Raw genomic sequence first — 23,881 nt, 5'->3', positions numbered from 1 at the left:
GCGATAGCCGCCACTTGCAGCGGCAACGTTCATTGCTTCACGCAACGGCAAATTGCGCCATTCGCGCGCACTACGCCTCAGCGCGGTGCATATCGATTTGCGGGATTCGTCTTTGAGGCGGGGCAACTGGCCAACGTCCAGTTGGCGCTGCTACGAAAAGAAGACGACAGCCGGGTGACAGGGCGAGAGAAGGCGCAGCAAACGCAAGACAAACAAAAAGGCCCTCGGCGATTGCCAGAGGGCCTTTTTGTGCGATTGCTCGCGAATTTGGTGGTGGTACAGCTACCAAACAGTTGCCGCAAACCAACACTGTGCGGCCTTCTCGTTTTTCACAACAGAGAAAGTACCCCCAAAAATACCCCCAGACCAGCAACGCTACCCCACTTATCCAGAGGCACGATGACGGTTAGAGTGCGGGCTGCGCATCCTGTGTTGATTTGCACCGAATCCTGACCCAGGATTTGCATCGAAAACTGACCCACCCCAAAGGCTGTTAGGTGTCGCTTTGTGCGGGTTGTTTGGCGGTGCGTTTCTCCTTCTTGGGCTGGGTGGTGCTGTGCTTGAAACGATAGCTATCGTTGCCGGTTTCAACAATGTGGCAGTGGTGCGTGAGGCGATCCAATAGCGCGGTGGTCATCTTGGCGTCCCCGAAGACGCTGGACCATTCGCCGAAGCTCAGGTTGGTGGTGATGACGAGGCTGGTGCGCTCGTAGAGCTTGCTGATCAGGTGGAACAGCAATGCGCCGCCGGTCTGGCTGAACGGCAGATAGCCCAGCTCATCGAGGATCACCAGGTCGGCATACATGAGTCGCGTGGCCAGGTGTCCCGGCTTGCCTGAGACCTTCTCCAGTTCCAACGCGTTGACGAGCTCCACGGTCGAGAAGAAGCGCACTCGACGGTGATGGTGCTCCACGGCCTGCACGCCGATGGCGGTGCCGAGATGGGTCTTGCCCGTACCTGGGCCGCCGACCAGCACGATGTTGTGCGCCGACTCGAGGAACTCGCAGCGGTGAAGCTGCCGCACCAGTGCTTCGTTGGCCCCGCTGCAACTGAAGTCGAAGCCGGTCAGGTCTCGGTAGGCTGGGAAGCGCGCCACCTTCATCTGATAGGCCAGCGAGCGCACCTCGCGCTCGGTGAGCTCGGCCTTGAGCAGACGCGACAGGATGGCCACGGCCGACTGGTAGGCCGGCGAGTCCTGCGCCGCCAGGTCGCCCAGCGCTTGTGCCATGCCGTGCAGCTTCAACGACTTGAGCATCTCCAACATGACTTCATGCTGCATGATGCACCTCCCGATCTCGCAAGCTGTCGTAGCGGCCGACGTTGGCCTGCGGTTCGACGTGCAGCGCCAGTGCCTGTGGTGAGGTGATCGGTGCCACGGGCTCGCCTTCCAGGAGGCGGCTGAGGATGTTCAGGATGGTTTGCTTGGACGGGGCACCCGCCTCCAGTGCGAGCTCCACCGCAGTGAGTACGGCCTGTTCGTCGTGCAACAGCACCAGCGCCAGGATCTCGACCATCTCGCGATCGCCACCAGGGCGTTTGAGCAGTGTGGATTGCAGGCGTCGGAAGCCCTCTGGCAGTTCGGCGAACGGTGCGCCGTTACGCAGCGCACCGGGCTTACGCTGCAGCACCGCGAGGTAGTGGTGCCAGTCATAGATTGTGCGCCCCGGAAGATGGCTACGGTCGATGTGCCGCACGTGCTCGGCAATCACCTGGCCTTCGGCCACGAACACGAGCCGATTGGCATAGACGCGCAGACTGATGGGCCGGTTGGCAAACGACGCCGGTACGCTGTAGCGGTTGCGCTCGAAGGTCACCAGGCAGGTTGGTGAGACGCGCTTGGTGTGCTCCACAAAGCCATCGAACGGCTGCCCCACGGGCATCAGGTGTGGCCGCTCCAGCGACCAGGCCTCCCAGAGGGTCATGTCCAGCTCAGGATGGCGGGTCTGCTGCCACAGCCGTACGCACTGGTCGGCCAGCCAGTCATTAAGTGCCGCCAGAGAGCCGAATGCAGGGATGCGTTGCCAGATGCGGTGACGGCTGTCCTGCACGTTCTTCTCTATCTGCCCCTTCTCCCAGCCCGAGGCCGGGTTACAGAACTCGGCGTCGAACAGGTAGTGGCTGACCATGGTGCTGAAGCGCAAGTTGACGTCACGCAACTTGCCCAGGCGCACGCGATCCACGGCGGTCTTCATGTTGTCGTAGATGCCGCGACGCGGGATACCGCCCCAGGCCACAAAGGCGTGGTGATGGGCATCGAACAGCATCTCGTGGGTCTGCAGCAGATACGCGCGCAGGAAGAATGCGCGGCTGTGGCTGAGCTTGAACTGAGCCACTTGCAGCTTGGTGCGCTCGCCGGCGATGACCGCCCAGTCCTCGCTCCAGTCGAACTGGAAGGCCTCACCCTCTGCGAAGCGCAGTGGGATAAAGGTGCCTCGCCCCGACGCGGGCTTGCTCCTGTTGCTCCTGGCGCCAGCGGCGAGCGAATGCGGCAACGCGATCGTAGGAGCCGGTGAAGCCCAAGGCACACAGATCAGTGTGGATCTGCTTGAGTGTGCGCCGTTGCTTGCGTGGCTTGTTGGCCTCGGTCTTGAGCCAAGCGGAGAGCTTGGCGGCATGGCCGTCGAGCTTGCTCGGACTCTGCCGTGCAGGATAGGCCGGTGCCGTGGTGTCAGCGCGCAGATAGCGCCTGACCGTGTTCCTGGAGATGCCCAGGCGTCTGGCGATCTCGCGCAGCGGGATCTGGTCGCGAAGATGCCAGCGTCGAATGATGCTCAGTATGGCCACGTCGATCACTCCGATCTCCCGCTCGTTGCCGAGCGGGACAGTGTTCTATACGTGGGTCAACATTCGATGCAAAAACCTACCTCGGGTGGGTCAGGATTCGGTGCAAATCAACAGCCAGCAGATCAGGCGCTTTCAGCTCAGCAATCGGCCGACCGCCAAGCCAGGGGAACACGTCGTTCTGCAGGCGGGCGATCACCTTGTCGGCGTTGCTCTTGGACCAGTTCGGCGCGTATTTGGCGTGCCACTCGCGGGCCACGGTCTCGAAGCTGCTCGCCGCCCGCTCGACCGACGCCACCTTCCGCACCTTGCGCTCAACTGCTGGGTCAACGCCCTCGCTCAGCAGCCGTTTGGCTTCCTCGCGCCGGTCCCTCGCCTCTTTTAGGCCAACTTCCGGGTAGACGCCAATGGCCAGCAGCTTCTCTTTGCCCGCAAACCGATACTTCAACCGCCAGTAGCGCTGCCCGGCGGGCGTGACGTGGAGAAACAGTCCGCCCCCGTCGAACACCTTGATCGGCTTGTCGGCAGGCTTGGTGTTGCGGATTGCGGTGTCGGTGAGTGCCATCTGGGGGTATCTCCATCTGGGGGTATCAGATGTACCCCCAAAAATACCCCCACACACCCCCTGCTGCCAATGGGCAAACATGGGCATTGCGGGCAACAAAAAACCCGCGAAGCCTTGAGCTATCGCGGGTTTTTTGGCGTTGCTGGGCAACGCTTGCTGCTAATTTGGTGGGTGGTACAGGGATTGAACCTGTGACCCCTGCCGTGTGAATCGGAAGTGATGCGCCAGTCCCACAAGGGGAAAATCAATAATACGCTTTAATAACAAGAGCTTACGTTAGCTCGCAGTGCTTCATGTTAGCACTAGTTAGCTTTTCGCGTGGAGCACTTTTGGGCCGCCTCTGCGATTTTTTCTTGGGCCCATCCCATGAATGCCGGCAGCGACTGAGGCTCCGGAACCCTTGAAGGGACAAGCGGAACCGGCCCACTCCGAGGTCGCGGGGAAACATCCCATTGCCGCTCCTTGACTACCCTCATCGCCACGACGAAGCGCTGAGGCGACATGCTCCGGCGACGCAGGTCCCCTCTCTTGATCGCGCGCCACTCATCCGGGGAAAAGTGCAACAGCTCGCTCAGTTGCCTTTGTGTGAGCCCGTCCTTCCTAGCCCGAGTCTCAACGTAGTTCGCCCACTCGCTGTACACGCCGTATCGGTACGCCCGATAGACCGGCGGCTCATTGCGCGGACGCCCGGGCCTCCGCGGCTCGGTAGCTATGCCAGAGGTCTGTGCGAGCACCTCTGCAGCAAGAACCTGCTCTGCTACGCCTTTACGAACTCTGTCGATCAGCCTCTCGGCCGTCCACTTAGCCCAAAGCTCTTGCTCATGCGTCAGCAGGTCGTCGGCTCCTGCTTTGCAGCCATCACTGGCCGGCGCAACGGCGTCGATCCGGCCTCTGGACAGCGAGGCAGCGACAAGCGATCTCAATACACCCATTTTCCCTCACCCCGAATTTTGCACCCTCGTCATCGCTAGCCCCCTTGGCTAGCGTGACGCTTGTTATTCGCACCGACGTTGGAGATAGGTCATGTTAGCCGATCGAACGAGAAATTTTGCACTGGCAATACAGGTGTCTCGCATGAGAGACGACGTGCTTGTTGGCGTAACGGAGGTTGCAGCCCTGTGCGGGCTATCTGAGGTGTACGTCAAACAAAAGCGTTTGCCTGGTTTCCCCCGCCCCCATCCTGGTTTCCGCCTACTCAAGTGGCGGCTTGGAGATGTCCGCGACTGGATACGCACGGCCGCACCTGCTGGGGAACCTCAGTGAACCCCAGAACTACGTGGGCGGTGCTTTGCTCACTCTCGCTTGCCAGCGCGGCCGCGTTCGCGACGAATGACATGAACGTCGACGAGCACGTTGAGCTGCAAATCTCCACAAGTCAGCGGAAATCCGTATCGATACAAGAGTGCCAGGACGCCTCTGCTCAACTGGCCAGCCACGGGTACTGCGGTCAGGGGGGCCTGGCCTGTGTGACTAGGTTGGAGGCCGAGCTGCTGAACAGTGTTGAAAAGACGTGTGTACAGGCCATCAATGATCTGAAGCCCATCGCTCCCTGACTCTATTGCGCAACGCACAAAAAGACGTTATGACCCGCGACAACTGGACCTCATGGGCCCAATGGTGTTGGCAGACGGCTGGGGGCTACGCCGTCCTTCTTGGATTCATCTGGCTTCCGCTGGGGCTGCATCGCCTCGTGATGCGCCGTCGCGCCTGGTGGATGTTTCCCACTCTGTTTTTCATGGGCGGCGGCATCGGCGCTGCTGGCCTCCGCTACCTATCGCACTCTCCAACCTGGGGACTGTTCCTGTTGCCCTACGTTGCGCTGGTGACACATGACACCTTGACCCTGTGGACGTGGGCCTGGCCCCGACGCGAAGCGTTTACTGACTCGGTACGCCGCTTCGATTTGCACTTTGAGATATCGCTCCATCTTGCGATGGGCATTGCGCTAGCGGTGGTCCTCTGGTTGTTGGAAGCACGTCGTGGCTAATCAGCGCGGCTTCTCAACCCTCGCATCGAGCGCTCGCATTCAAACGGTAGAAGGAAAAAGAAGATGACGCGAATGTGGAAGATTCAACTACTGGCTCTAATGCTCTTGGCAGGGCGCAGTGCTCTGGCAGCGCCGATGCTCTGCTCGCCGGGATATCAAGACTCGACTTGCGTATCTCCGATTCAACATGAGGCGAATCCTCCGCCCGTCTGTCCAGCCGGCTACACGCAGACGACATCGCCCGTTTGGATGGGGGCGGTTTGGAGCGCCCCGGGGTGCCAACCGCCATCGCCACCGCCCGCTGTCGCGGCGCCCGCCGCACCCTTCGTGGTCTCGGTTGGATATGGGTGCCCTGGGTGGACCATCTACACCTACTCGGACGGGTCAGTACAGCGTGTTTGGGACCCGAACAATCCTAACAACGTGCTGGTTCAAGGCGGTGCTTGTAGCGATCGTGGCTAATCACATGGGGCATTTTCACAAGACTGTCGCGACGTTTAGCCTGGGCGGACAGAGCTCGTCATGAAAAGAACATTCCTAATCCTGCTCCTTGCCCTGGCCGCCGGCGTGGCGCACGCGGACTCATCGCTGGGCACGTCCCTCAATCAGTTCACGCCTCCTGCCGGCGACACATCTGTTGAGTTCATGCGGGAGGTATTCGGCAGCATCGTTGGCATGATTTCCTCGGGCGGAAATCTTCAGACTGGCCAAGCAGATGGCGTGCTGGGTTCGATGATGAAGGTGTTCAACAGCGCGGTCCTGTTCCTGGGCATGCTGTTCGTTGGCTACACGACGGTCAAAGGGACCGTTGACTCCGCGCATGATGGCGAGATCCTCGGCAAGAAGATGTCGTCGATCTGGATCCCGCTTCGCACTGTCGGCGGCACTGCCCTTTTGTTGCCCCTCGGTTCCGGGTACTCGCTCATCCAGATTGGGATCCTCTGGCTGGCTTTGCAGGGCGTCGGCGTCGCCGACGCGGTGTGGAAGGCCGCGATCGAACAGATCAACCGGGACAACATGATCTCGCGGCCGATGATCCCCGACTCACGGCCGCTGGCCGCGAACATTCTGAAGTTCGAGGTCTGCGCCGCAGCGATGAACAAGCAATTCCAGGACTCTGGGCGGTCCACGAGAATTCAGCCGACATCCGCCAACCAGGTCCTGACGAACACGGGGGAAGTACTCAACTACGACGTCTTTGACGCAGTCCCGGCTGTTGGCGCGTATACGACCACGCAGAATTTCTCCAACGCTCAGTACACGGTCACCAGCTACCAGTGGAAGGCGAATGACAACAGCTACCTCAATCCTGTCGTCTGCGGTGGGATCTCGTGGAAGCAGTCTTGGGAAGCTTCTGCAGGAAACAGCAACACCAAGGTCATCAAGGCCCCGATCATGACTGCCCATGCGCAGGCAGTGCAGTCAATGATTCAAGAGCTGCAGCCCGTTGCCGCGCAGATTGTGGCGGGCCAAAAGCCGACGACGGGAGCCATCGACCGAGCTGCCAACAACTACGAGAACGCGCTGCGCAACGCCGCAAAGAATGCGGTTTCGCAGACCAACGATCGAGCCCGAAGCGACTTCCTGCAGGCGGCCAAGGACGGCGGCTGGATTTTCGCGGGCACCTGGTACAACCACATCGTGAAGATGAACGATGTGATGCAGTCGACCTTGAATGGCCTCCCGACCTCCGAGCCGATTGACATCACGGATAAGGAGACCAAGGACGCATTGCAAACTTACCAGGACGCGATGGCCGCGGCTGACGAGTACACAAGGAATCGTGTGGACGGGATCCGGCAGGTCTACTACAACCAGACCGACGTCCGGGCCCCGCAGCAAGGTGAAGGTGCGTGGGAATACGTTCGCAAGCTCGTCTCGGCCCCGTTCATGGGTGCAATCAATCTCATGACACAGTCGATTGCGGGCTCGAACCTCAATCACATGAGTCAGATGAAGTCCTTTGGTGACACGATCGTCGGCACCGGCGAGGCGCTATTGGCAACAATGGCGGCTGCCACGGGCACAACAAACAGCGCCGCGGCAAAGGCAACTGTAGGCCTGGCTTTCGATGTCGGGGCCGTCATCCAGTTTCTTTCAGGTTTGGTGACAACGCTCACCATCGCCCTGTTCTTCTTCGGCGCTGTGCTGTCGACCTACGTCCCAATGATCCCGTTCATCACCTGGATGACCTCTGTAGTGAACTGGTTCGTGCTGGCGCTAGAGTCGGTCATTGCCGGCCCTCTGTTCGCGGTTGCACACGTCCATCCTGACGGAGACGACGCCGTCGGGAAGGCCGGTCATGGGTACATGATGACCCTGTCGCTCGTGATGCGACCCTCGCTGATGCTATTCGGACTCATTGGAGGCATGCTACTGACGCAGCCGGTGGTTGGCCTCATCAACATCGCGTTCATGACTGTAGTGGCAGGAGTACAAGCTGACTCCACCACGGGCATCGTCTCTTTCTTTGCCTATGTTGCGATCTACGTCACGATCATGATGACAGTGGTACACATCGTCTTTTCTCTAATCCACTGGATTCCGGACAACATCCTGCGATGGCTTGGCGCCCACGCAGGTGGCATCTCCAGCGCTGAGAGCGCCGGCGACAAGGGGCACGATATCCTAGTCGGCGGGGTACGCGAGGTTAAGCATGGGGCCGCCGGCCTCGGTGGCCCCCATCAGAAGCGGCCAAATAGTGATGGAGGCGTGGGAGGAGAGCTCAGGCCGAGCGCATCGCCGTCGAACAAAGACCTTCTCGGTGACTGAAGGGCGAGCGGCGAGCCCTTCTTAGCGTCGGCACCACACAGCGTCAGTCGAAGCGCCCCCTAAGAATGTCCCAAGCGCCGCTGATTCTGCCCCAGGCCGTATGTGTATAGCCTCGCCCACGGTAACGGTTAGTCCACCTTTGCCCTTTCGGCGGCTCGATATACACGGGCATGTATTTCTCCAGGAAACTGCGTGCGTGGCCTGGATTCTTGTAATAATCCCACGGTTGCAGCTTTCCTTCGTCAACGTGGATGGCATCGATGGGCAGGGTCACCACCCCCGTTGGAGAACGGTTTATAACCTGCCACTCTCCCGATTCGCCAGCACCTCGTGTGTGAAAGCCGCCCTCAGGTTTTTCTCGGTTCACAACGAGATTGGTGCAATACAGGACGTCTTCCGCCGGGACCGCCAGCCGCATGCCGATTGGGAAATGCTGGTATGCCCCATCGTCGCCAAACGCATTCAGCGAATCCATTTCAATCTCGATCTCCCTAAGACCGAGCGTCTTAGCTGACTGCCAGAGTGCCACAAACATGTGGCCATAGTCCGCGCGAGCTAGCGTGGTGTCGTCCGTTTGGCAATACAGTCGACGCCCCAGCGTTATCGTTGTTAGCCCTGACGCCGACAAACATTTCTGAGTGTGCGAGTATAAGGCGCGTGTCTCCTTTACCAGCTTATGAACACGATCGGCCGATAGTGTTTGCATCAGCTTCGCAAAGCTAACCTTGTCCTCATCAGGCATATACCCGGACAAGATCCGGTCCTCACAGTATGGGAACCGATATAGCCCCAACGCTTGACGAGTGAGGAACGTCAGAAGCACGGTAAGGCGTCAATTATTGACGCCCTGGCGTCGCGCTGAGGGTTCACAGATGCTACGTGTCCATGTTGATGAACGTGGACAGGTGCACACATGGACGAAAGGGAAGAGAGTTTGCAGGATCGCCTCGTCATCGGCCGCAAGCGAGATGGCCGGCGGCAGTATGACGAGGTGGCTAAAGAGGAACTGATACAAGCCTGCTTAAAGCCAGGAGCTTCTATCGCCCGCACGGCAATGAAGTATGGCGTCAATCCGAATCTCGTGAGGACATGGATAGCAGCACACCAGCGCAAGCATCGCTGCACTACGGCGGTTGTCGACGAGCAGGAAGGCGGCGCCGACACCATTGAGTTGCCGCCCTCACGAGATGCATTTGTTCCCGTTGTCGCCGAGCCGGCATCGCTGGCAGGCCGACCGCCCAGCGTCGGCATGGCAATCGCCTTGCACGTGCGTTTGCCCAATGGAGTCGAGTTCGAATTAGGCGAAGCCAATCTCGATGAACTGGCCACGATCGTCCAGATGCTGGGGAGGCTGCCGTGTTCCGGTTCGACGACGGCCTGAAGGTCTTCCTGCATCGCGAGCCCGTCGACTTCCGGCTTGGCATCAACGGCCTGTCGATCCTGGTCGAGCAGGCGATGGCGCTCAATCCGATGGCCCAAGCCTTGTACGTGTTCGGCAATCGCCGGCGCGACCGCATCAAGATTCTCGGCTGGGGCGGCAACGGCTTCTGGATGTTGCTCAAACGATTGGAGGCCGACCGGTTCATCTGGCCCGACACGTCCGACATCGTCAAACTGAGCGTCGAGCAACTGCACTGGTTGCTCGACGGCATCGATATCGCCGTGGTCAAGAAGCATCCGCAGCGTTTCTACGCACGCGCAAGCTGAACCGCACCTGGGTATGTCGGTCCAAGCCGACATGCCCATCAACGTCACGATCGCCGCCGAGGAACTCCAGGAACTGCTGGCTGCGCGCGAGGCGCTTGGCCAGCTCCAGCGGGATCACGATGTGCTGCGTGGCGAGCTGCGCTTGGCAAAGGCCGAACGCGATCTGGCCGAGGAACGGTTGCGTGCCTATCGCCGCGAACTGTTCGGCGCGACCAGCGAGGCCCGCGATGCAGGCCAGCTCGGTCTGTTCAACGAAGCCGAAGCACTGACGGCCAGCGCGCAACCCGCACAGGAGGATGTCCCCGGCACGAAGGTCGCCGCGCACACGCGCAAGAAGCGCGGGCGCAAGCCGCTTGATCCCAATCTGCCTCGCGAAGTGGTGCGTCACGATCTGCCCGAGGCCGAGCGTTTCTGCGTCAACGATGGTCATGCGCTGGTCGAGATCGGCGTCGAAACCAGCGAGCAACTGGACGTGATTCCAGAACAGGTCCGCGTCATCCAGCACCAGCGCGTCAAGTACGCCTGCCCGTGTTGCGACCTGGGAATCAAGGTCACGCCGGCGCCGGCACGCATCATCCCTCGTGGGCTGTTCACCGAGTCAGCGCTGGCGTGGATCGCTACGGGCAAGTACCAGTTCGGCATGCCGCTGTACCGTCAGGCCGGCTTGCTGCGCCGCTTCGGCGGCGACATCTCGGCCAACACGATCGCCGCCAGCATGGTCCGCGTGGGCTTGGCGGTGCAGCCCGTGATCAACCTGCTGCGCGATACGCTGTTCGAGTCGGATCTGATCCATGGCGACGAGACGACATTCCAGGTCCTTAAGGAGCCAGGGCGCCGAGCGCAAGCCAAGAGCTATATCTGGGCGCAGATGAACGGATCGGGACCACCCGTGCGGCTGTTCAGTTACGCGCCGGGGCGCGGCGCTGCGCACGCCCGCGCGATCTACGCCGGAATCCGGCCGGGCACGGCATTGATCACCGACGGCTATGAACTCTACAACGGCCTGGCCGTCGACAACCAGCTCGTCCACTTGGGCTGCTGGGCTCACGCGCGCCGTGGCTTCATCAAGGCCGAGGAGGCGGTGCCGAAAGCCGCGCGCACGCCGCAGTTGACGGCTACGCGCTTCGTCAAGCTCATCGGTAGGTTGTTCGCTGCGGAATCGCGTTCGGCAGACTGGCCGGCGGCGCGCAGACAACGGCTGCGCCAGCGCTACAGCGCCCACGTCCTGCAGGCCATCGCAGCGTTGCTGCGCGAGCAGATGCCGGCCGTAGTGCCTGGCAGCTTGCTGGGCAAAGCCATGCAGTATCTCCACGGCCAGTGGCACAAGCTCGCCCGCTACGTCGAGGACGGTACATGGCCGATCTCCAACAATCCCTGCGAGAACGCGATCCGTCCGTTCGTGCTCGGAAGAAAGGGCTGGCTGTTTGCGACCACCGTGGCCGGCGCCAACGCAAGCGCCAATCTCTACTCGCTGGTCGAAACCTGTAAGGCCAACAGCCTCGATCCGTACCAGTATCTCGTCTGGCTGTTCAGGAAACTCCCGCTGGCGACAACCGTCGATGACTACGCCGCGCTCTTGCCGTGGGCCATGGCTGCGACACGCTGAGAGGCGTCGTTTAAAGACTGCTTACGAAGCACGTAACCCGTAGAATGCTTTGACTGCCACACGCCATTCATTTGTTGGCCGCGGCCGATATCAGTCGTCCACATCAGCGCCGCATACAACAGATCGTCCTGAATGGCGAATTTCTGGGCCTTTACGCGGGCTGCTGCTTCCTGATATGGCTCGTCTTTTTTCGGCCAGACTGGAAAATGATCATCTTGGCTGGTAAATCGCATCGGTGATTTAGTGCTGTGGAGACAACTCCTATACGGCAGAATTACGAGATTCTGAAGCGCAGACGTGTCCGCCAGGTTTGACGCGAATTTCCACAGAGAAGATCAGTCGCCACACGCGCCGCGACAAGCTGCAGCGGTTTTGGTGCATCCGAAAAGAAACAAGCAATGGAGAGGGGTTAGTGGGTGATTTTTCCGAGAAAGTCAGGCATGGCAATGTGGATGGCCCCCGCAAGCGCTCATTCACGCTGGATGGATGGCGCAAGGCATATGAAGAGTTCTCATCCGGCGACAAAACGGATTCGGACCTATACGTCTCCGGCCAACACATTCATGCGAAGCTCGCGGCCATCCGCAAAGCCGCGGAAGGCCTGTCGCTATCGCGCCTATCCACTAAGACGCGGATTCAGGCGCTCGTCGCGTTCGCCAATCATCAATTCGAGGCGGTTGAGCTCCGGATGCAGGACCACGCAGCCGCGAAGGCCGACGGGGGCGGAGAGGTCCACCTTCTGGATATTGCAACTACGCAAGTACAGCTAGCCGATGGTGCTAGCTACAACGTCGACGCAGTCCTTGCAAGTGCACTCGACGGCATCGCAATTCCGGTGAAGGTCGCACTAATGGGAAAGCCCACCGTCACAGACGACAGCCTTGACGACGTCAACTGGCACGACATCCAGTTGGAAATCAACCTTGGTGTGCTATACGACCAAGCCGAGAACATATGGGAAGACTGCGTTTGGAACACGTATGCATTAGTCGGCACCCGTGACAAGATGGTCGCGATTCCCAAAAACGTCGACGCAAAGCGTGGTACTCAGACGGCAGTGGCCAGAAAGCTCGCGCTGGCAATTGAATCGACCTCCGCTAGCATCCGTGCCTTCAGGCTTGGGGAGTCCCGAGGTCTTTCGTCGAGGATCAAGGAAGTTCGGTCTGTCGTGACCGAAGGCAATCAGCAGCGCATCGAGCTGGGCCGGAACGATATGGACCGGCATAGTGCAGCGACGCTCTTTGCTCTGCGGATAATGGCGTGTCCCCCATACTACGAATCGCTCCTCGACGAACCCCAACCGCTGCTGGCCGGAGCAACCCTGTCGCAGCTCTTTGATGGTTGGATGGTAGTTTCGCACGCAGCCCGGCGCTTGTGGGAAGCAACGTCCCTGGCACACCGGCCTGAATCGTCAGAAGGCCCCAGAGCAGCAAGCGTAATGCGTGAATACATCCCGTTCTTCACGAAGGAGGCACTAGTTGCGGCCGTCAATGAAGCTGCAGGCATTCCTGTTGCAAGAGCGCAAGCCATCATCGATTTTCTTACTTTCCGGGGCCGAGAGAAGCAAGAATTTTGGACACAGCCGCTTGTACCAACTGGCGATCCGTCGAAGCTCTATCCCGTGTTTGGGGCCGTGGCCACCCCTCCTAGTCTGCGATTCGTCCTTGAACGGTGGATGGCCCAACTTAAGGTAAGGCTCGACGAGCGCGGCCCGGCGTTTGAGGAGTACCTGCGCACGAGTCTTATTGAGGCGGTAAAGACTTCGCCGGTGCTGTCCCAGTCAGCGAAAGTCGTCCCCCGAGACTACACGTTCAAGTGTATCGATGGGGCTTTCGCCCAAGTAGACGCACTGTTCTGCGTCGGGTCGAGCGTTTTCGTAGTAGAAGCAAAGTGCATTTTGGAACCGACTGAGTCCACGTCCATCGGCACACATCGCTCAGCAATCGAACACGCCGTCCAGCAGGCAAGGGCTCGCGCAACACTGATCGAAGAACACCGCGATGAGTTCATTGCGGACATGAAACCGTTTGGCTGGGACCTTCCGCCGGAGTTTCGTGTCTATCCACTAGTTGCGGTCAGCACTGTCGCGCATGTGGGGGTTTCTTGGGACGGTGTACCTGTCGTCGACGAACTCGTCCTAGATAGGTTCTTCGCCGGTGGCTACGAGTACGCCGCGCTTGACACCAGCGATTTGTCGATCGTGCGGACCATTCGGCGCCCCTTCTATGCCAACGCGGCGGAGGCAGAGGCAGGCGCAGCCCTTTACTTTGAGCAACCACCACAATTGCAGCAATACAGCGAAGCTCTGCAACCGCGGACCATCCCGATGTATGCAGTGTCGGATGACGACTGGGGGGGCTTAATGGTCGACTTCGAGCAGAGCTAGACGTCTTAGCTGCCTACGCACTTAGCACCGGTACGGTCTCGCTCAGAGTGTAGGGGTGGCTCGGAGAGTTCAATATAAGTCTGATCGTATATGGGCTCTTGGCTGGATCAAATGCAAATTTGCCTGCGTAAGGCGCAAGCGAAGTGTCCACCGGGTAGACCATGTTGTGTTGCGTCCTCGGATCGACATCCGTTGGAGGCTGATTGGGTTGCGGGGCGGGCAGCAATTGCGCAAGATCAAAATCTTCGCCGGTAGCGTCAGTCACCGTAACGGTGTACAGGTGCGAATCAGTCCACGTGACAGAGACTTTCGTGTCGGTGCTGTTGTCGAAAATGACGGCGAGAGTGACCTTGCCTTGGACAATGGGCGAACACACCAATCCGATATAGAAGCCGTCCGGCAAGCTAGGCGGAGCATTGCCATCGAATGTTTGATCCATGCACACCTCTCAGACGTGTAGATTCAGCGCGAGACCGCAAATGAGCCCGGTCGAGGAGACGTTTGTGAATGATGGGGAGACGTCGACCTTGAATGGTGTGCCCTGCCAAGCGATCTGGCGCCTCAGGTCAATACCTTTACCGTCAAGGAAGTCCGACAACATTGTGTCCGTCCATGGTTCGAGTAGGTCCGCGACGCCGCGGATAAGTACCTGGCCGACAACTAGGTAGAGAAAGAAGAACAGTGCCGAGGATGCAGTTGTCGCTCCCCAATCGTAAGCAGTCTTTAAACGACGCCTCTCAGCGTGTCGCAGCCATGGCCCACGGCAAGAGCGCGGCGTAGTCATCGACGGTTGTCGCCAGCGGGAGTTTCCTGAACAGCCAGACGAGATACTGGTACGGATCGAGGCTGTTGGCCTTACAGGTTTCGACCAGCGAGTAGAGATTGGCGCTTGCGTTGGCGCCGGCCACGGTGGTCGCAAACAGCCAGCCCTTTCTTCCGAGCACGAACGGACGGATCGCGTTCTCGCAAGGATTGTTGGAGATGGGCCAAGTACCGTCCTCAACGTAGCGGGCGAGCTTGTGCCACTGGCCGTGTAGATACTGCATGGCTTTGCCCAGCAAGCTGCCAGGCACGACGGCCGGCATCTGCTCGCGCAGCAACGCTGCGATGGCCTGCAGGACGTGGGCGCTGTAGCGCTGGCGCAGCCGTTGTCTGCGCGCCGCCGGCCAGTCTGCCGAACGCGATTCCGCAGCGAACAACCTACCGATGAGCTTGACGAAGCGCGTAGCCGTCAACTGCGGCGTACGCGCGGCTTTCGGCACCGCCTCCTCGGCCTTGATGAAGCCACGGCGCGCGTGAGCCCAGCAGCCCAAGTGGACGAGCTGGTTGTCGACGGCCAGGCCGTTGTAGAGTTCATAGCCGTCGGTGATCAATGCCGTGCCCGGCCGGATTCCGGCGTAGATCGCGCGGGCGTGCGCAGCGCCGCGCCCCGGCGCGTAACTGAACAGCCGCACGGGTGGTCCCGATCCGTTCATCTGCGCCCAGATATAGCTCTTGGCTTGCGCTCGGCGCCCTGGCTCCTTAAGGACCTGGAATGTCGTCTCGTCGCCATGGATCAGATCCGACTCGAACAGCGTATCGCGCAGCAGGTTGATCACGGGCTGCACCGCCAAGCCCACGCGGACCATGCTGGCGGCGATCGTGTTGGCCGAGATGTCGCCGCCGAAGCGGCGCAGCAAGCCGGCCTGACGGTACAGCGGCATGCCGAACTGGTACTTGCCCGTAGCGATCCACGCCAGCGCTGACTCGGTGAACAGCCCACGAGGGATGATGCGTGCCGGCGCCGGCGTGACCTTGATTCCCAGGTCGCAACACGGGCAGGCGTACTTGACGCGCTGGTGCTGGATGACGCGGACCTGTTCTGGAATCACGTCCAGTTGCTCGCTGGTTTCGACGCCGATCTCGACCAGCGCATGACCATCGTTGACGCAGAAACGCTCGGCCTCGGGCAGATCGTGACGCACCACTTCGCGAGGCAGATTGGGATCAAGCGGCTTGCGCCCGCGCTTCTTGCGCGTGTGCGCGGCGACCTTCGTGCCGGGGACATCCTCCTGTGCGGGTTGCGCGCTGGCCGTCAGTGCTTCGGCTTCGTTGAACAGACCGAGCTGGCCTGCATCGCGGGCCTCGCTGGTCGCGCCGAACAGTTCGCGGCGATAGGCACGCAACCGTTCCTCGGCCAGATCGCGTTCGGCCTTTGCCAAGCGCAGCTCGCCACGCAGCACATCGTGATCCCGCTGGAGCTGGCCAAGCGCCTCGCGCGCAGCCAGCAGTTCCTGGAGTTCCTCGGCGGCGATCGTGACGTTGATGGGCATGTCGGCTTGGACCGACATACCCAGGTGCGGTTCAGCTTGCGCGTGCGTAGAAACGCTGCGGATGCTTCTTGACCACGGCGATATCGATGCCGTCGAGCAACCAGTGCAGTTGCTCGACGCTCAGTTTGACGATGTCGGACGTGTCGGGCCAGATGAACCGGTCGGCCTCCAATCGTTTGAGCAACATCCAGAAGCCGTTGCCGCCCCAGCCGAGAATCTTGATGCGGTCGCGCCGGCGATTGCCGAACACGTACAAGGCTTGGGCCATCGGATTGAGCGCCATCGCCTGCTCGACCAGGATCGACAGGCCGTTGATGCCAAGCCGGAAGTCGACGGGCTCGCGATGCAGGAAGACCTTCAGGCCGTCGTCGAACCGGAACACGGCAGCCTCCCCAGCATCTGGACGATCGTGGCCAGTTCATCGAGATTGGCTTCGCCTAATTCGAACTCGACTCCATTGGGCAAACGCACGTGCAAGGCGATTGCCATGCCGACGCTGGGCGGTCGGCCTGCCAGCGATGCCGGCTCGGCGACAACGGGAACAAATGCATCTCGTGAGGGCGGCAACTCAATGGTGTCGGCGCCGCCTTCCTGCTCGTCGACAACCGCCGTAGTGCAGCGATGCTTGCGCTGGTGTGCTGCTATCCATGTCCTCACGAGATTCGGATTGACGCCATACTTCATTGCCGTGCGGGCGATAGAAGCTCCTGGCTTTAAGCAGGCTTGTATCAGTTCCTCTTTAGCCACCTCGTCATACTGCCGCCGGCCATCTCGCTTGCGGCCGATGACGAGGCGATCCTGCAAACTCTCTTCCCTTTCGTCCATGTGTGCACCTGTCCACGTTCATCAACATGGACACGTAGCATCTGTGAACCCTCAGCGCGACGCCAGGGCGTCAATAATTGACGCCTTACCCCCAATCAAGGTTGACGTCTAGGTGAACTGACACGTCGTTCGCAAAGAGCCTGCCCGCCGAAACGGTCGGCTGAAACTCTAGTGTGGCATTCACTGTGATCGGCAAGCCAACTACCTTGCGTTGTGCAAACACTCGCAACTGCAACTTGCCTGAGTCCATGGCGGCGAAACTCAGCCTCTCGATCCAGATAGGGCCCGACGAGCTGGGTTGCCCCTTGTCGTCGAAGCGTGTTGGGATGGCGTCTCCCGTCCATAAATCCTGCAGGACCTGGGTGAGGAAGCGCGTGCTCAGCGCGATCGCTATGTCACCACCGGATTCGCTTATTGACAGCACCGATTGGTACGACTGCTGGCCGAGGTTTTGCTGGGCCTGCAGCAGCAGTTGCAACTCGTCTGGCGCGTCAACATCAGCGCGCGCAGTAACTTTGAAATCGGTAGCGCCAATCTGTGCCGACTGGCTATCAAGCAGTGCCTTTGCCGGCGCGGTCAGCGACCCGGGCAGAGCATTGAGCGCTGGGAACTTGATCTTGTCTCGGAGTGCCATCACGGCCATTCGCTCGAGAATGGCACGTATCACCTCTGTAAAATCAACACCAGGCGTAAGCGAACCTATTTTTGCTATATCAAGCTGATCCAACCGCGCAAAGCTGATCGTCAACACGCAGTTGTCGCCAACCTGCTGAAGCAAAACGTCTGCAGTGGCCGAAAACTCTCCGTCGAAGGGGATAGTGAATGTCTGATCCAACCCTGGGTCGATATAGGGACCATTGGGGGGGGACAAGGTCCATTCCGCGAGCGTTACCCGGACCGTGACAGAGCCGGCCCATGTGGCGCGAAGGCCAACCAACTGGGTCGCATCCCCTTCGGAAAAGAACGCGATGTTCGAGACGGAGAGGTTCAGATCTGTTCGGACCGCGAGGCCCAGCGGGTCCTCTGCGGCCCCAAAGGTCAATTGAAAGCTTGAAGGCAGGACGCCGGTAGTAATTCCGAGTGCCAGTGCTCGGTTAAGAAAGTCCTCGGTCAATGCGATTTGGACATCGTATTGCGGCGACCTCGCTGTCGCTGGCGTCACGAGCATTGTTCTCTGGGCCGGCATTAAGCTTGCTCCACTTTGAAGTCCCCGTGGAGTGCCATGCACCCGTCCGGCCAGTCGATCAGCGCAGCCGCCGCGCGGAAGTGCAACTGCGTCCCGGGAATGGGGCTGTCGATCACGCTCGTATTGCTGGTGCTATCGACGAAGCCGGTGACAGCACGGTCGGCGAAGATCTTACCGATGATCATCAAGACCACGCTAACGTAACCCCCAAGTGGAATAAGAGCATCAGCGGCAACGAAGATCAGCGCTTTCACTGGCAGCGACAGGTCAACGTCGATATGCTGAGCATGAACTCGGAAGTTGCCACCTTCGACGTAAGGCGTGAAGCTTCCGGAGGCGTGCGCAAGTTGGTCGAGCTGAACCCATTGGACGACAGTGTTGAACACCTTTTTGCATATCAAGTTGCAGGGGTCCAGCGCGGTGCAAAGCACCTGCTCAACAGTCTTCTCAACTTTTTCCAGTGTGCTTGATTGAACCTTGATGCCGTCGAGGACGAACGCTCCTGGTTGAACATGCATCTGCGCGTCTTCGAAGATCAGGTCACCTTTCACTCCTCCCGAATTCGGAAAAACGCGATATCCCTGCAAGGAAGCGCAGGTTTTGACGAGGGCATATTGGATCAACTGCAGCGACATCAACACAGAGAAGTTGGCGCCGGCAGCAATGGCAAAACCAACCTGGTTCCAGTCGACATCCTCGTTCATCACCTGTAGAAGGATCGAGAGAGCGCGCCTACCATCGCCCGCTTGGACAACCTTGTAGTCGACGGCTACGGGGATGTGTAGATCTCCAAGAATGGGGATCTGGGTGTCGAAGGCGAAACCCACGGGAATCAGCGCGACTTGATGAGCCAGGATGTAAACGGCTGCTCTGCGCGCGACCGCGCTGATCACGTTGAGGGCAGTAGCTGACAAGGTCAAGTCAGAATTGCCGATGCCCAGCTCGAAACTCGTCACACGCAGAGCGGCAAGATCGAGCGCCAAACATGGCGAGCCGGCTACCGTAGTGCGCACTGCGTTGACCTCGATGGCGATACTACCGCTTAGAACGATGGACAAGGTCGGCGGTTGTGGTGGCACGGTGCCGCCAGGAAGCGAGTCGAGACGCGTCTGTACAGTCGCCGAAACTTGCACACCGAGCGCCAGCCCGATCATCCGGTCATGGTCGAGATGGATTTGCGGACGCACCAGCGATACGACCCAGCTCAAATCCTCGCGCACGCCGAACTCGGGCAGCGGGATTTGGCGGTCGATCGGATGGTGAAGCTGTTGGTCTGCTGCCGCTACAAATGTGTCAAGACTCGCTTGGAGCGCCGCTTCGGTGAGTTGCAGGACGACGCCGTATCCGCCGTTAACGCTCATGGCTGTGAGGGCTCAGTGGTCATGGTCTCCGGCCGGAACTCTTTGGAGATCGTTACCGGGATACGGAAGCTGGCGATCTGTGGCTGACCATCATCGGGCCGCGGATGGTTGGGGCGTGCCAGACTCACGCGCACCAGTAAGTCGCCGGTCACGCCAACGCGAGTGCGGTCAGGGTGAACGACTATGGCAAAGTCGCGGCGGTAGTTTGCCTCGTTGAGTGGAAACTCAGAAGCGTCGGGGATGATGTCTGGGAAGCGCCGACCTGGCTTGACGGTCTCACCGCTGGCGCCGGCTAGGCGCACTTCGGGCACGCCAATAATGGGCGCGTTTTCGGAGGTCACTTCCACCGATGGCACCACATCGCTGAACAAGACTCGGTGCCAACTCTTGTCCGAGTGCCTATAGCACGCGAAGCACAACGACCGGGGGCCCTCGCTGTCGTTCTGAAGCGCCAGATAGATGATCGCTATGTCATTGGCGGGCGGGGTGCCAGCTACCGGTTTGTAGATCACCAACGCACGAGGTCTGAGCACCTCAAAGTGGTAGTTGGCGATGGGGCCGTCGCTTTGGAGGCAAGCACAAGCCTGCAGAGTCATCGTGGCGACTAACGAGGTCGCCAGCGCAACCCGTCGCCAGATCCGAAAGGCGTCAATTGCCATTCTCCCCCCCAAGCAGTGTGCTACGAGGATATTTAGCGAATGCATGACACGCCAATCGTGTCAAATACCTAGTCAGTTCTGTGAGAAATTCTACTGATATCTGACTTAAAACAAATTGGCTGGATAGCAACTTACCAGGACTTCACCATTCACTACACGCGTAAGACTTGCTATTGAGGGATGGCCTAGCAATGGCAATCTGTGCAAGCTATCGTGAGCGGCTCGGCATATAGCGAGTTGGCTTGGCTCTGCCAAGCCTGGCGCTTTTGGATAAGCTACTGGGCGCATATCGGAAAGAACCTAGCCCCTCTTTGAGAGCACCCCCGATTTAGCGTCGTACGCATAACCACGTTCAGCGTAAGCCTTAGTTCGCGACTCTTCAAAGAGGGTCGCGGCCACGTCGTCTCTGAGAAGAGGATGGGTCGGAGCCAACTCGGCCAGGGCTTTCCGTAGAGCGCGAACGTAGTCAACACTGACCTTGCGCTCAACATATTCGTTAAGTTCGGCATTCAAGGCAGCTGATAGCCGTCCCTGCAATTTCTGTGAATGCTCGGCCCATTCCGCAACCGCAGTTCGCCCGTCTCGCACGGCCGCATTTCGGGCTGCCATCCCGGCGGCCAAACCATTCGTGTAGTTGCTCATCGCGCTCTACCTTATTCGATGTCGAGGGCCATCCGCCTCGGATACAACCTCATCACAGGTATCGCCTCCCGCTGGCAGATTGACGTCGCTGCCTTGTACCTCTCCCACCTCCAGCCTGGAGATCAATACGTCGGCAACAGCCACAGCGTGGGGCTTCGATCCAATTTTGCCATCAATAGCGTCTTGCAGCTCACGCGGCATGCGACCCGCACGGATTTCTCGTAGCCAGAACGCCAAATCCTCGACCTCAAATACCAGCCGGCTGCGATCAGCGTCTACCGCGCGTAGGATTCGCTCGCAGTGACGCAGGTATACGGACCAGGCCTCCGAATTTCTGGCCATGGCCCGCTCGATCAACGACATATCCTTCGCCTCTAGCAATGCAGCCCGACTCGCAGCAGCGATACTCTTCGCCTCATGGTATTGCCCGTCTGCGTGTAGTTCGGCAAACATGTATTGATCAGCACGCAACGTGTCACCCTCGATGCTGGTCAACGGAATCTTGGCGTAGCGTGCCCGATGTACCGCCAAATCCGCTTCTGCCCGGGCTTTAAGCAAAAGAAGTTGTCGCACCACGGGATCTTTCTCGTTCTTAGCAGCCCGTATAGCAATGTCGCAGCGACGTTCTGCAAGCGCGACCAAATCTTGCTTGGTCGGCTCGTAGCCGATCACCGTAATCCCCGTGAGCCGCCCCTGCATCCATGCCCGCCGGCGAAAATCGATTGAGCCAGCGACTTCGGCCTCAGTCCATCCCTTCTCACGCGCGAGCTGCAATGCCGCTCTCACGGCCGCGTCGGGTGAACGCTCGAACCGTATCCGATCACCCAAATCGCGGAAGGCTGGCGATTGGCTTCGCTTCCACGCATACGTGCCGTCAACCAGACGGACAAACAGAGCGTCAATAGTGCGGTTGCTACGTACCGGACTCACCCATTCTTCGGAGGCAACCGTTTCTGCCCGCAGAACATTCCCCGATTCTTCCCCCTTGCGCGCCTTCGCTGTAGCAGCAAGCTTTTCAATGAGGGACATATGTCTGTCCTGGTCAAAACCAGTCTTCTCGGCCAGCTTGGCCCATTTGTATTTTGAGCCGAGGTCAGATGCCTTCATCTCCTCGCCGTCAAGGCGGAACGAGAACCCATTCATCCGCCCAGTGCTGGCCAAGTTGGGCACAAGTTGCAACCCAGCTTCATCGCAAATCTGTACAAAGCCCTCGAAGCTACCAGCTCGGATTGCACGATTCAAAATGACCTGCATGCGCTCCTTGAGAGACGTCTGCCCGGTGCGTTTCTTCCGCGCCGCCTCTCCCTTCGCTCGCTTCGGGTGTTCAGGCTCGCTATTCAGCCCAGGCGTCAATTGCAACCCAAACTCGCGCTCGAGCGTCTGTGTCGACTTAATCGCGGCCTTCACATCATTTCGGCCGTGCCACAAAGTGGCATCGAGACCAATTCGACTAACAACAAGATGCACGTGATCGAAATCGGTATCGTCATGACGCACCGCAACCCACATGTGATTCTCGTCGTCGATACCCATGAGCTGCAGATGACGCTTACAAATTCGCTGCCAAGCCGTTCTATCAAGCCTCTCCCCTTTGGGCAGCGCTAGCGAACAGTGCCAGACCGGGTTCTTGACTTCGAGTCGGAGCTTACGGCAAACAGCGAACTCGGCCGCCAAGCCGCGAGGGTCGGTAGCGGCCATGTTGCCGCCGACGATTGAAGCACGGTCGCCCTTCCCTTTCTGACCCACCCCAAAAACATACGCCAGCAGGCCCCGAAACCCATTGCCTCGGCCGACTTTGGCCTTCATCGCCGCCTTTCACTCAAGACTTGCAATGCCAGCGACTTCGCGACTGCGGCCAGTCGCCGGATGACACTCTCATCGACACCGGTAGCCGTACCCGCATTCAAGTGGTGGGCGATCTGATTTAAGTTGCTGCCAACGCGTGCCAGCTCAAGATACGTCTCCCGATTCACCGCAGGGATCTCTCCTCGCGCTGGCACCACCGAACCCATCGCAGCCTGGCGAATGAAGGTCGCTGGAGGAAGGCCTGTCTCAGATGCACGTCTTTCTATGTGCGCCCGCTCGCCTCTGTTCAGCCGAATAGCCACGACATGCCGCAGGCCACGTTCCGGAACTTCCGCCATCCCATCCCTCATCTGCCCTCCTGACTCTCAGGGTGGGGAAGCAAAGCGCCCCACCTACCCCGTAGGGCGAGGTGAACTCCGGATGAAGCGTGCTAACACGCGTAATACGGAGTTATACCTCGCTACCTGCTTAATCTGAGAGCAATATAGGGTTGCGCCGGCAGATTTAACAAGCCGAGTCACGGTGACCTATTCCGATAACCAAATCTCGATAAATTGCGCCACATTGGCTATCAAGCCCGCTGAACCAGGGAATTTGGTCAACAGTGACCTACGCTTGCTTAAAAAACGATCAGATTTAGGTCACAGTGACTGCATACGCCACGAAACTTAGGTCACAGTGATCCTCTCCCATGTAGGAATTGGGTCACATTGACCTGAATTGAGCCCGTCATCAGGTTTGGATCACAACAAATTCAGTTTGGCGTATTACTTTTAGTGTTGTTTTAATGCTCAAAATCAAACCACCTGAAGCACGTTGCCCCGTGGCGTCAAGCTCGGGCACAAAACGCTCTACGTCGGTGATCGAAATCCTTCTTGGCCTCCAGCCCGCCTGGAGCTCAGTGCTGACACCGACTGCTTGAGCAGCCTCTTCGACACAACCCGGATACTCTGCCCCCGCCCCCAAGCGGAGACTGCCCAACTTGAGATGCATCTCGCTCCCGTCGGCCGGAGTCCATGCTCGGGTGACTGATACAGCCGCATTCCGCTCCGATGGGCGATTGAATACTCATCAAAACACAGGTAGATTACGCACGTCGAAGCGACTGACCGGATGAGATTGAGCGCTTCCCGGCGGCGAGAGTCGTACCCGTGCAAGGCGGGTCGAAAGTGGTGTCCGGATCTGTTTTACAGCTTGTGAAGAGGCGCCGTCGGCGCCTCTTTCCATTTCTGCGCCACAGGTTGAGCGTGCATGCTGTACGTACGCCAAAGTGACCAACACCCTCA

Annotated in this window: 20 protein-coding genes and 2 pseudogenes; 6 read left to right on the top strand and 16 right to left on the bottom strand. The window is 59.3% G+C overall.

Going from position 1 to position 23,881, the window contains the following annotated elements; all coding sequences use genetic code 11:
• Positions 1-493: 493 nt before the first annotated feature.
• The 3 genes and pseudogenes from istB to ACN9M1_RS06010 form a co-directional block, all read right to left on the bottom strand.
• A complete protein-coding gene (gene istB / locus ACN9M1_RS06020) occupies positions 494-1,279 on the bottom strand; it encodes an IS21-like element helper ATPase IstB (RefSeq protein ID WP_426394882.1) in 786 nt (261 codons plus the stop codon).
• Positions 1,269-2,784: pseudogene (gene istA / locus ACN9M1_RS06015) on the bottom strand (IS21 family transposase). Before istA ends, istB begins: the two are co-directional and overlap by 11 nt.
• 109 nt (positions 2,785-2,893) lie before the next feature.
• A pseudogene (locus ACN9M1_RS06010) lies at positions 2,894-3,346 on the bottom strand (tyrosine-type recombinase/integrase); the annotation flags it as partial.
• A 1,582-nt stretch (positions 3,347-4,928) separates the two neighbouring features.
• On the opposite strand from ACN9M1_RS06010, the gene ACN9M1_RS06005 reads away from it, so the two are divergent.
• Positions 4,929-5,333, top strand: coding sequence for a hypothetical protein (locus tag ACN9M1_RS06005; protein ID WP_426398237.1), 405 nt, complete (start codon positions 4,929-4,931; stop codon positions 5,331-5,333).
• 522 nt (positions 5,334-5,855) lie between these two features.
• On the top strand, positions 5,856-8,105 hold the full coding sequence (locus ACN9M1_RS06000; RefSeq protein WP_426398235.1) for a DotA/TraY family protein: 2,250 nt from the start codon (positions 5,856-5,858) through the stop codon (positions 8,103-8,105).
• Between the two features lie 43 nt (positions 8,106-8,148).
• Here the strand turns inward: ACN9M1_RS06000 and ACN9M1_RS05995 are convergent, their stop codons facing one another.
• Entirely contained in the window at positions 8,149-8,640 is a 492-nt protein-coding gene (locus ACN9M1_RS05995; protein WP_426398234.1) for a hypothetical protein, read from the bottom strand.
• Positions 8,641-9,018: 378 nt separating this feature from the next.
• Here ACN9M1_RS05995 and tnpA (ACN9M1_RS05990) point away from each other — a divergent pair, with 378 nt between their 5' ends.
• Genes tnpA (ACN9M1_RS05990) through tnpC (ACN9M1_RS05980) form a run of 3 tightly spaced genes read left to right on the top strand, consistent with a single transcriptional unit; the run spans position 9,019 to position 11,418 of the window.
• Entirely contained in the window at positions 9,019-9,486 is a 468-nt protein-coding gene (gene tnpA, locus ACN9M1_RS05990) for an IS66-like element accessory protein TnpA (protein WP_426396463.1), read from the top strand.
• A complete protein-coding gene (tnpB, locus tag ACN9M1_RS05985) occupies positions 9,462-9,812 on the top strand; it encodes an IS66 family insertion sequence element accessory protein TnpB (protein ID WP_426396465.1) in 351 nt (116 codons plus the stop codon). Before tnpA (ACN9M1_RS05990) ends, tnpB (ACN9M1_RS05985) begins: the two co-directional genes overlap by 25 nt.
• Before the next feature lie 31 nt (positions 9,813-9,843).
• Positions 9,844-11,418 carry an IS66 family transposase gene (gene tnpC, locus ACN9M1_RS05980; RefSeq protein WP_426398811.1) on the top strand — a complete coding sequence of 525 codons (1,575 nt, stop codon included), beginning with the start codon at positions 9,844-9,846 and terminating at the stop codon, positions 11,416-11,418.
• Here the strand turns inward: tnpC (ACN9M1_RS05980) and ACN9M1_RS05975 are convergent.
• Entirely contained in the window at positions 11,376-11,651 is a 276-nt protein-coding gene (locus ACN9M1_RS05975; protein WP_426398232.1) for a hypothetical protein, read from the bottom strand. The genes tnpC (ACN9M1_RS05980) and ACN9M1_RS05975 overlap by 43 nt on opposite strands.
• Before the next feature lie 77 nt (positions 11,652-11,728).
• On the opposite strand from ACN9M1_RS05975, the gene ACN9M1_RS05970 reads away from it, so the two are divergent.
• Positions 11,729-13,804: a hypothetical protein gene (locus ACN9M1_RS05970; protein ID WP_426398230.1), complete on the top strand. Its 2,076-nt coding sequence runs from the start codon at positions 11,729-11,731 to the stop codon at positions 13,802-13,804.
• A 13-nt stretch (positions 13,805-13,817) separates the two neighbouring features.
• Here ACN9M1_RS05970 and ACN9M1_RS05965 read toward each other — a convergent pair whose 3' ends face one another.
• From ACN9M1_RS05965 to ACN9M1_RS05915, 11 genes are all read right to left on the bottom strand, one after another.
• Positions 13,818-14,243: a hypothetical protein gene (locus ACN9M1_RS05965; protein WP_426398228.1), complete on the bottom strand. Its 426-nt coding sequence runs from the start codon at positions 14,241-14,243 to the stop codon at positions 13,818-13,820.
• 298 nt (positions 14,244-14,541) lie between these two features.
• On the bottom strand, positions 14,542-16,116 hold the full coding sequence (tnpC, locus tag ACN9M1_RS05960) for an IS66 family transposase (RefSeq protein ID WP_426398811.1): 1,575 nt from the start codon (positions 16,114-16,116) through the stop codon (positions 14,542-14,544).
• A gap of 31 nt (positions 16,117-16,147) precedes the next feature.
• Positions 16,148-16,498, bottom strand: a complete 351-nt coding sequence (tnpB, locus tag ACN9M1_RS05955) for an IS66 family insertion sequence element accessory protein TnpB (RefSeq protein WP_426396465.1) — start codon at positions 16,496-16,498, stop codon at positions 16,148-16,150.
• A complete protein-coding gene (tnpA, locus tag ACN9M1_RS05950; RefSeq protein WP_426396463.1) occupies positions 16,474-16,941 on the bottom strand; it encodes an IS66-like element accessory protein TnpA in 468 nt (155 codons plus the stop codon). Before tnpA (ACN9M1_RS05950) ends, tnpB (ACN9M1_RS05955) begins: the two co-directional genes overlap by 25 nt.
• A gap of 85 nt (positions 16,942-17,026) precedes the next feature.
• On the bottom strand, positions 17,027-18,109 hold the full coding sequence (locus ACN9M1_RS05945; protein WP_426398226.1) for a hypothetical protein: 1,083 nt from the start codon (positions 18,107-18,109) through the stop codon (positions 17,027-17,029).
• Between the two features lie 17 nt (positions 18,110-18,126).
• The gene (locus ACN9M1_RS05940) at positions 18,127-19,488 is read right to left on the bottom strand and encodes a hypothetical protein (RefSeq protein ID WP_426398224.1); all 1,362 of its coding nucleotides are present in this window, start codon (positions 19,486-19,488) and stop codon (positions 18,127-18,129) included.
• Complete coding sequence (locus ACN9M1_RS05935) at positions 19,485-20,147, bottom strand: hypothetical protein (RefSeq protein WP_426398222.1); 663 nt, start codon at positions 20,145-20,147, stop codon at positions 19,485-19,487. Before ACN9M1_RS05935 ends, ACN9M1_RS05940 begins: the two co-directional genes overlap by 4 nt.
• 300 nt (positions 20,148-20,447) lie before the next feature.
• On the bottom strand, positions 20,448-20,789 hold the full coding sequence (locus ACN9M1_RS05930; protein ID WP_426398220.1) for a hypothetical protein: 342 nt from the start codon (positions 20,787-20,789) through the stop codon (positions 20,448-20,450).
• 6 nt (positions 20,790-20,795) lie between these two features.
• Positions 20,796-22,595: a relaxase/mobilization nuclease domain-containing protein gene (locus ACN9M1_RS05925; protein WP_426398218.1), complete on the bottom strand. Its 1,800-nt coding sequence runs from the start codon at positions 22,593-22,595 to the stop codon at positions 20,796-20,798.
• A complete protein-coding gene (locus tag ACN9M1_RS05920; RefSeq protein ID WP_426398216.1) occupies positions 22,592-22,933 on the bottom strand; it encodes a plasmid mobilization protein in 342 nt (113 codons plus the stop codon). The genes ACN9M1_RS05925 and ACN9M1_RS05920 overlap by 4 nt, the downstream gene beginning before the upstream one ends.
• 394 nt (positions 22,934-23,327) lie before the next feature.
• Positions 23,328-23,588: a hypothetical protein gene (locus ACN9M1_RS05915; protein WP_426398214.1), complete on the bottom strand. Its 261-nt coding sequence runs from the start codon at positions 23,586-23,588 to the stop codon at positions 23,328-23,330.
• Positions 23,589-23,881 lie beyond the last annotated feature (293 nt).

It is taken from the genome of Ralstonia sp. R-29 (genome assembly GCF_049913345.1).
In the GTDB taxonomy this organism is placed as follows: Bacteria; Pseudomonadota; Gammaproteobacteria; order Burkholderiales; family Burkholderiaceae; genus Ralstonia.
The sequence above is the reverse complement of the archived record's forward strand: the minus strand, read 5'-3'. Positions and strand labels throughout refer to the sequence as shown.

Excerpts from the sequence above, each read along its gene's own strand:
- ACN9M1_RS06000 (WP_426398235.1), top strand. The coding sequence starts at position 5,856 with ATGAAAAGAACATTCCTAATCCTGCTCCTTGCCCTGGCCGCCGGCGTG.
- ACN9M1_RS05975 (WP_426398232.1), bottom strand. The coding sequence starts at position 11,651 with ATGCGATTTACCAGCCAAGATGATCATTTTCCAGTCTGGCCGAAAAAA.
- ACN9M1_RS05930 (WP_426398220.1), bottom strand. The coding sequence starts at position 20,789 with ATGAGCAACTACACGAATGGTTTGGCCGCCGGGATGGCAGCCCGAAAT.
- ACN9M1_RS05915 (WP_426398214.1), bottom strand. The coding sequence starts at position 23,588 with ATGCATCTCAAGTTGGGCAGTCTCCGCTTGGGGGCGGGGGCAGAGTAT.
- ACN9M1_RS05925 (WP_426398218.1), bottom strand. The coding sequence starts at position 22,595 with ATGAAGGCCAAAGTCGGCCGAGGCAATGGGTTTCGGGGCCTGCTGGCG.
- ACN9M1_RS05945 (WP_426398226.1), bottom strand. The coding sequence starts at position 18,109 with ATGCTCGTGACGCCAGCGACAGCGAGGTCGCCGCAATACGATGTCCAA.
- istB (WP_426394882.1), bottom strand. The coding sequence starts at position 1,279 with ATGCAGCATGAAGTCATGTTGGAGATGCTCAAGTCGTTGAAGCTGCAC.
- ACN9M1_RS05965 (WP_426398228.1), bottom strand. The coding sequence starts at position 14,243 with ATGGATCAAACATTCGATGGCAATGCTCCGCCTAGCTTGCCGGACGGC.
- ACN9M1_RS05935 (WP_426398222.1), bottom strand. The coding sequence starts at position 20,147 with ATGGCAATTGACGCCTTTCGGATCTGGCGACGGGTTGCGCTGGCGACC.
- ACN9M1_RS05940 (WP_426398224.1), bottom strand. The coding sequence starts at position 19,488 with ATGAGCGTTAACGGCGGATACGGCGTCGTCCTGCAACTCACCGAAGCG.
- ACN9M1_RS05995 (WP_426398234.1), bottom strand. The coding sequence starts at position 8,640 with ATGTTTGTGGCACTCTGGCAGTCAGCTAAGACGCTCGGTCTTAGGGAG.
- tnpC (WP_426398811.1), bottom strand. The coding sequence starts at position 16,116 with ATGCCCATCAACGTCACGATCGCCGCCGAGGAACTCCAGGAACTGCTG.
- ACN9M1_RS06005 (WP_426398237.1), top strand. The coding sequence starts at position 4,929 with ATGACCCGCGACAACTGGACCTCATGGGCCCAATGGTGTTGGCAGACG.
- tnpC (WP_426398811.1), top strand. The coding sequence starts at position 9,844 with ATGCCCATCAACGTCACGATCGCCGCCGAGGAACTCCAGGAACTGCTG.
- ACN9M1_RS05920 (WP_426398216.1), bottom strand. The coding sequence starts at position 22,933 with ATGGCGGAAGTTCCGGAACGTGGCCTGCGGCATGTCGTGGCTATTCGG.
- tnpA (WP_426396463.1), top strand. The coding sequence starts at position 9,019 with ATGGACGAAAGGGAAGAGAGTTTGCAGGATCGCCTCGTCATCGGCCGC.
- tnpA (WP_426396463.1), bottom strand. The coding sequence starts at position 16,941 with ATGGACGAAAGGGAAGAGAGTTTGCAGGATCGCCTCGTCATCGGCCGC.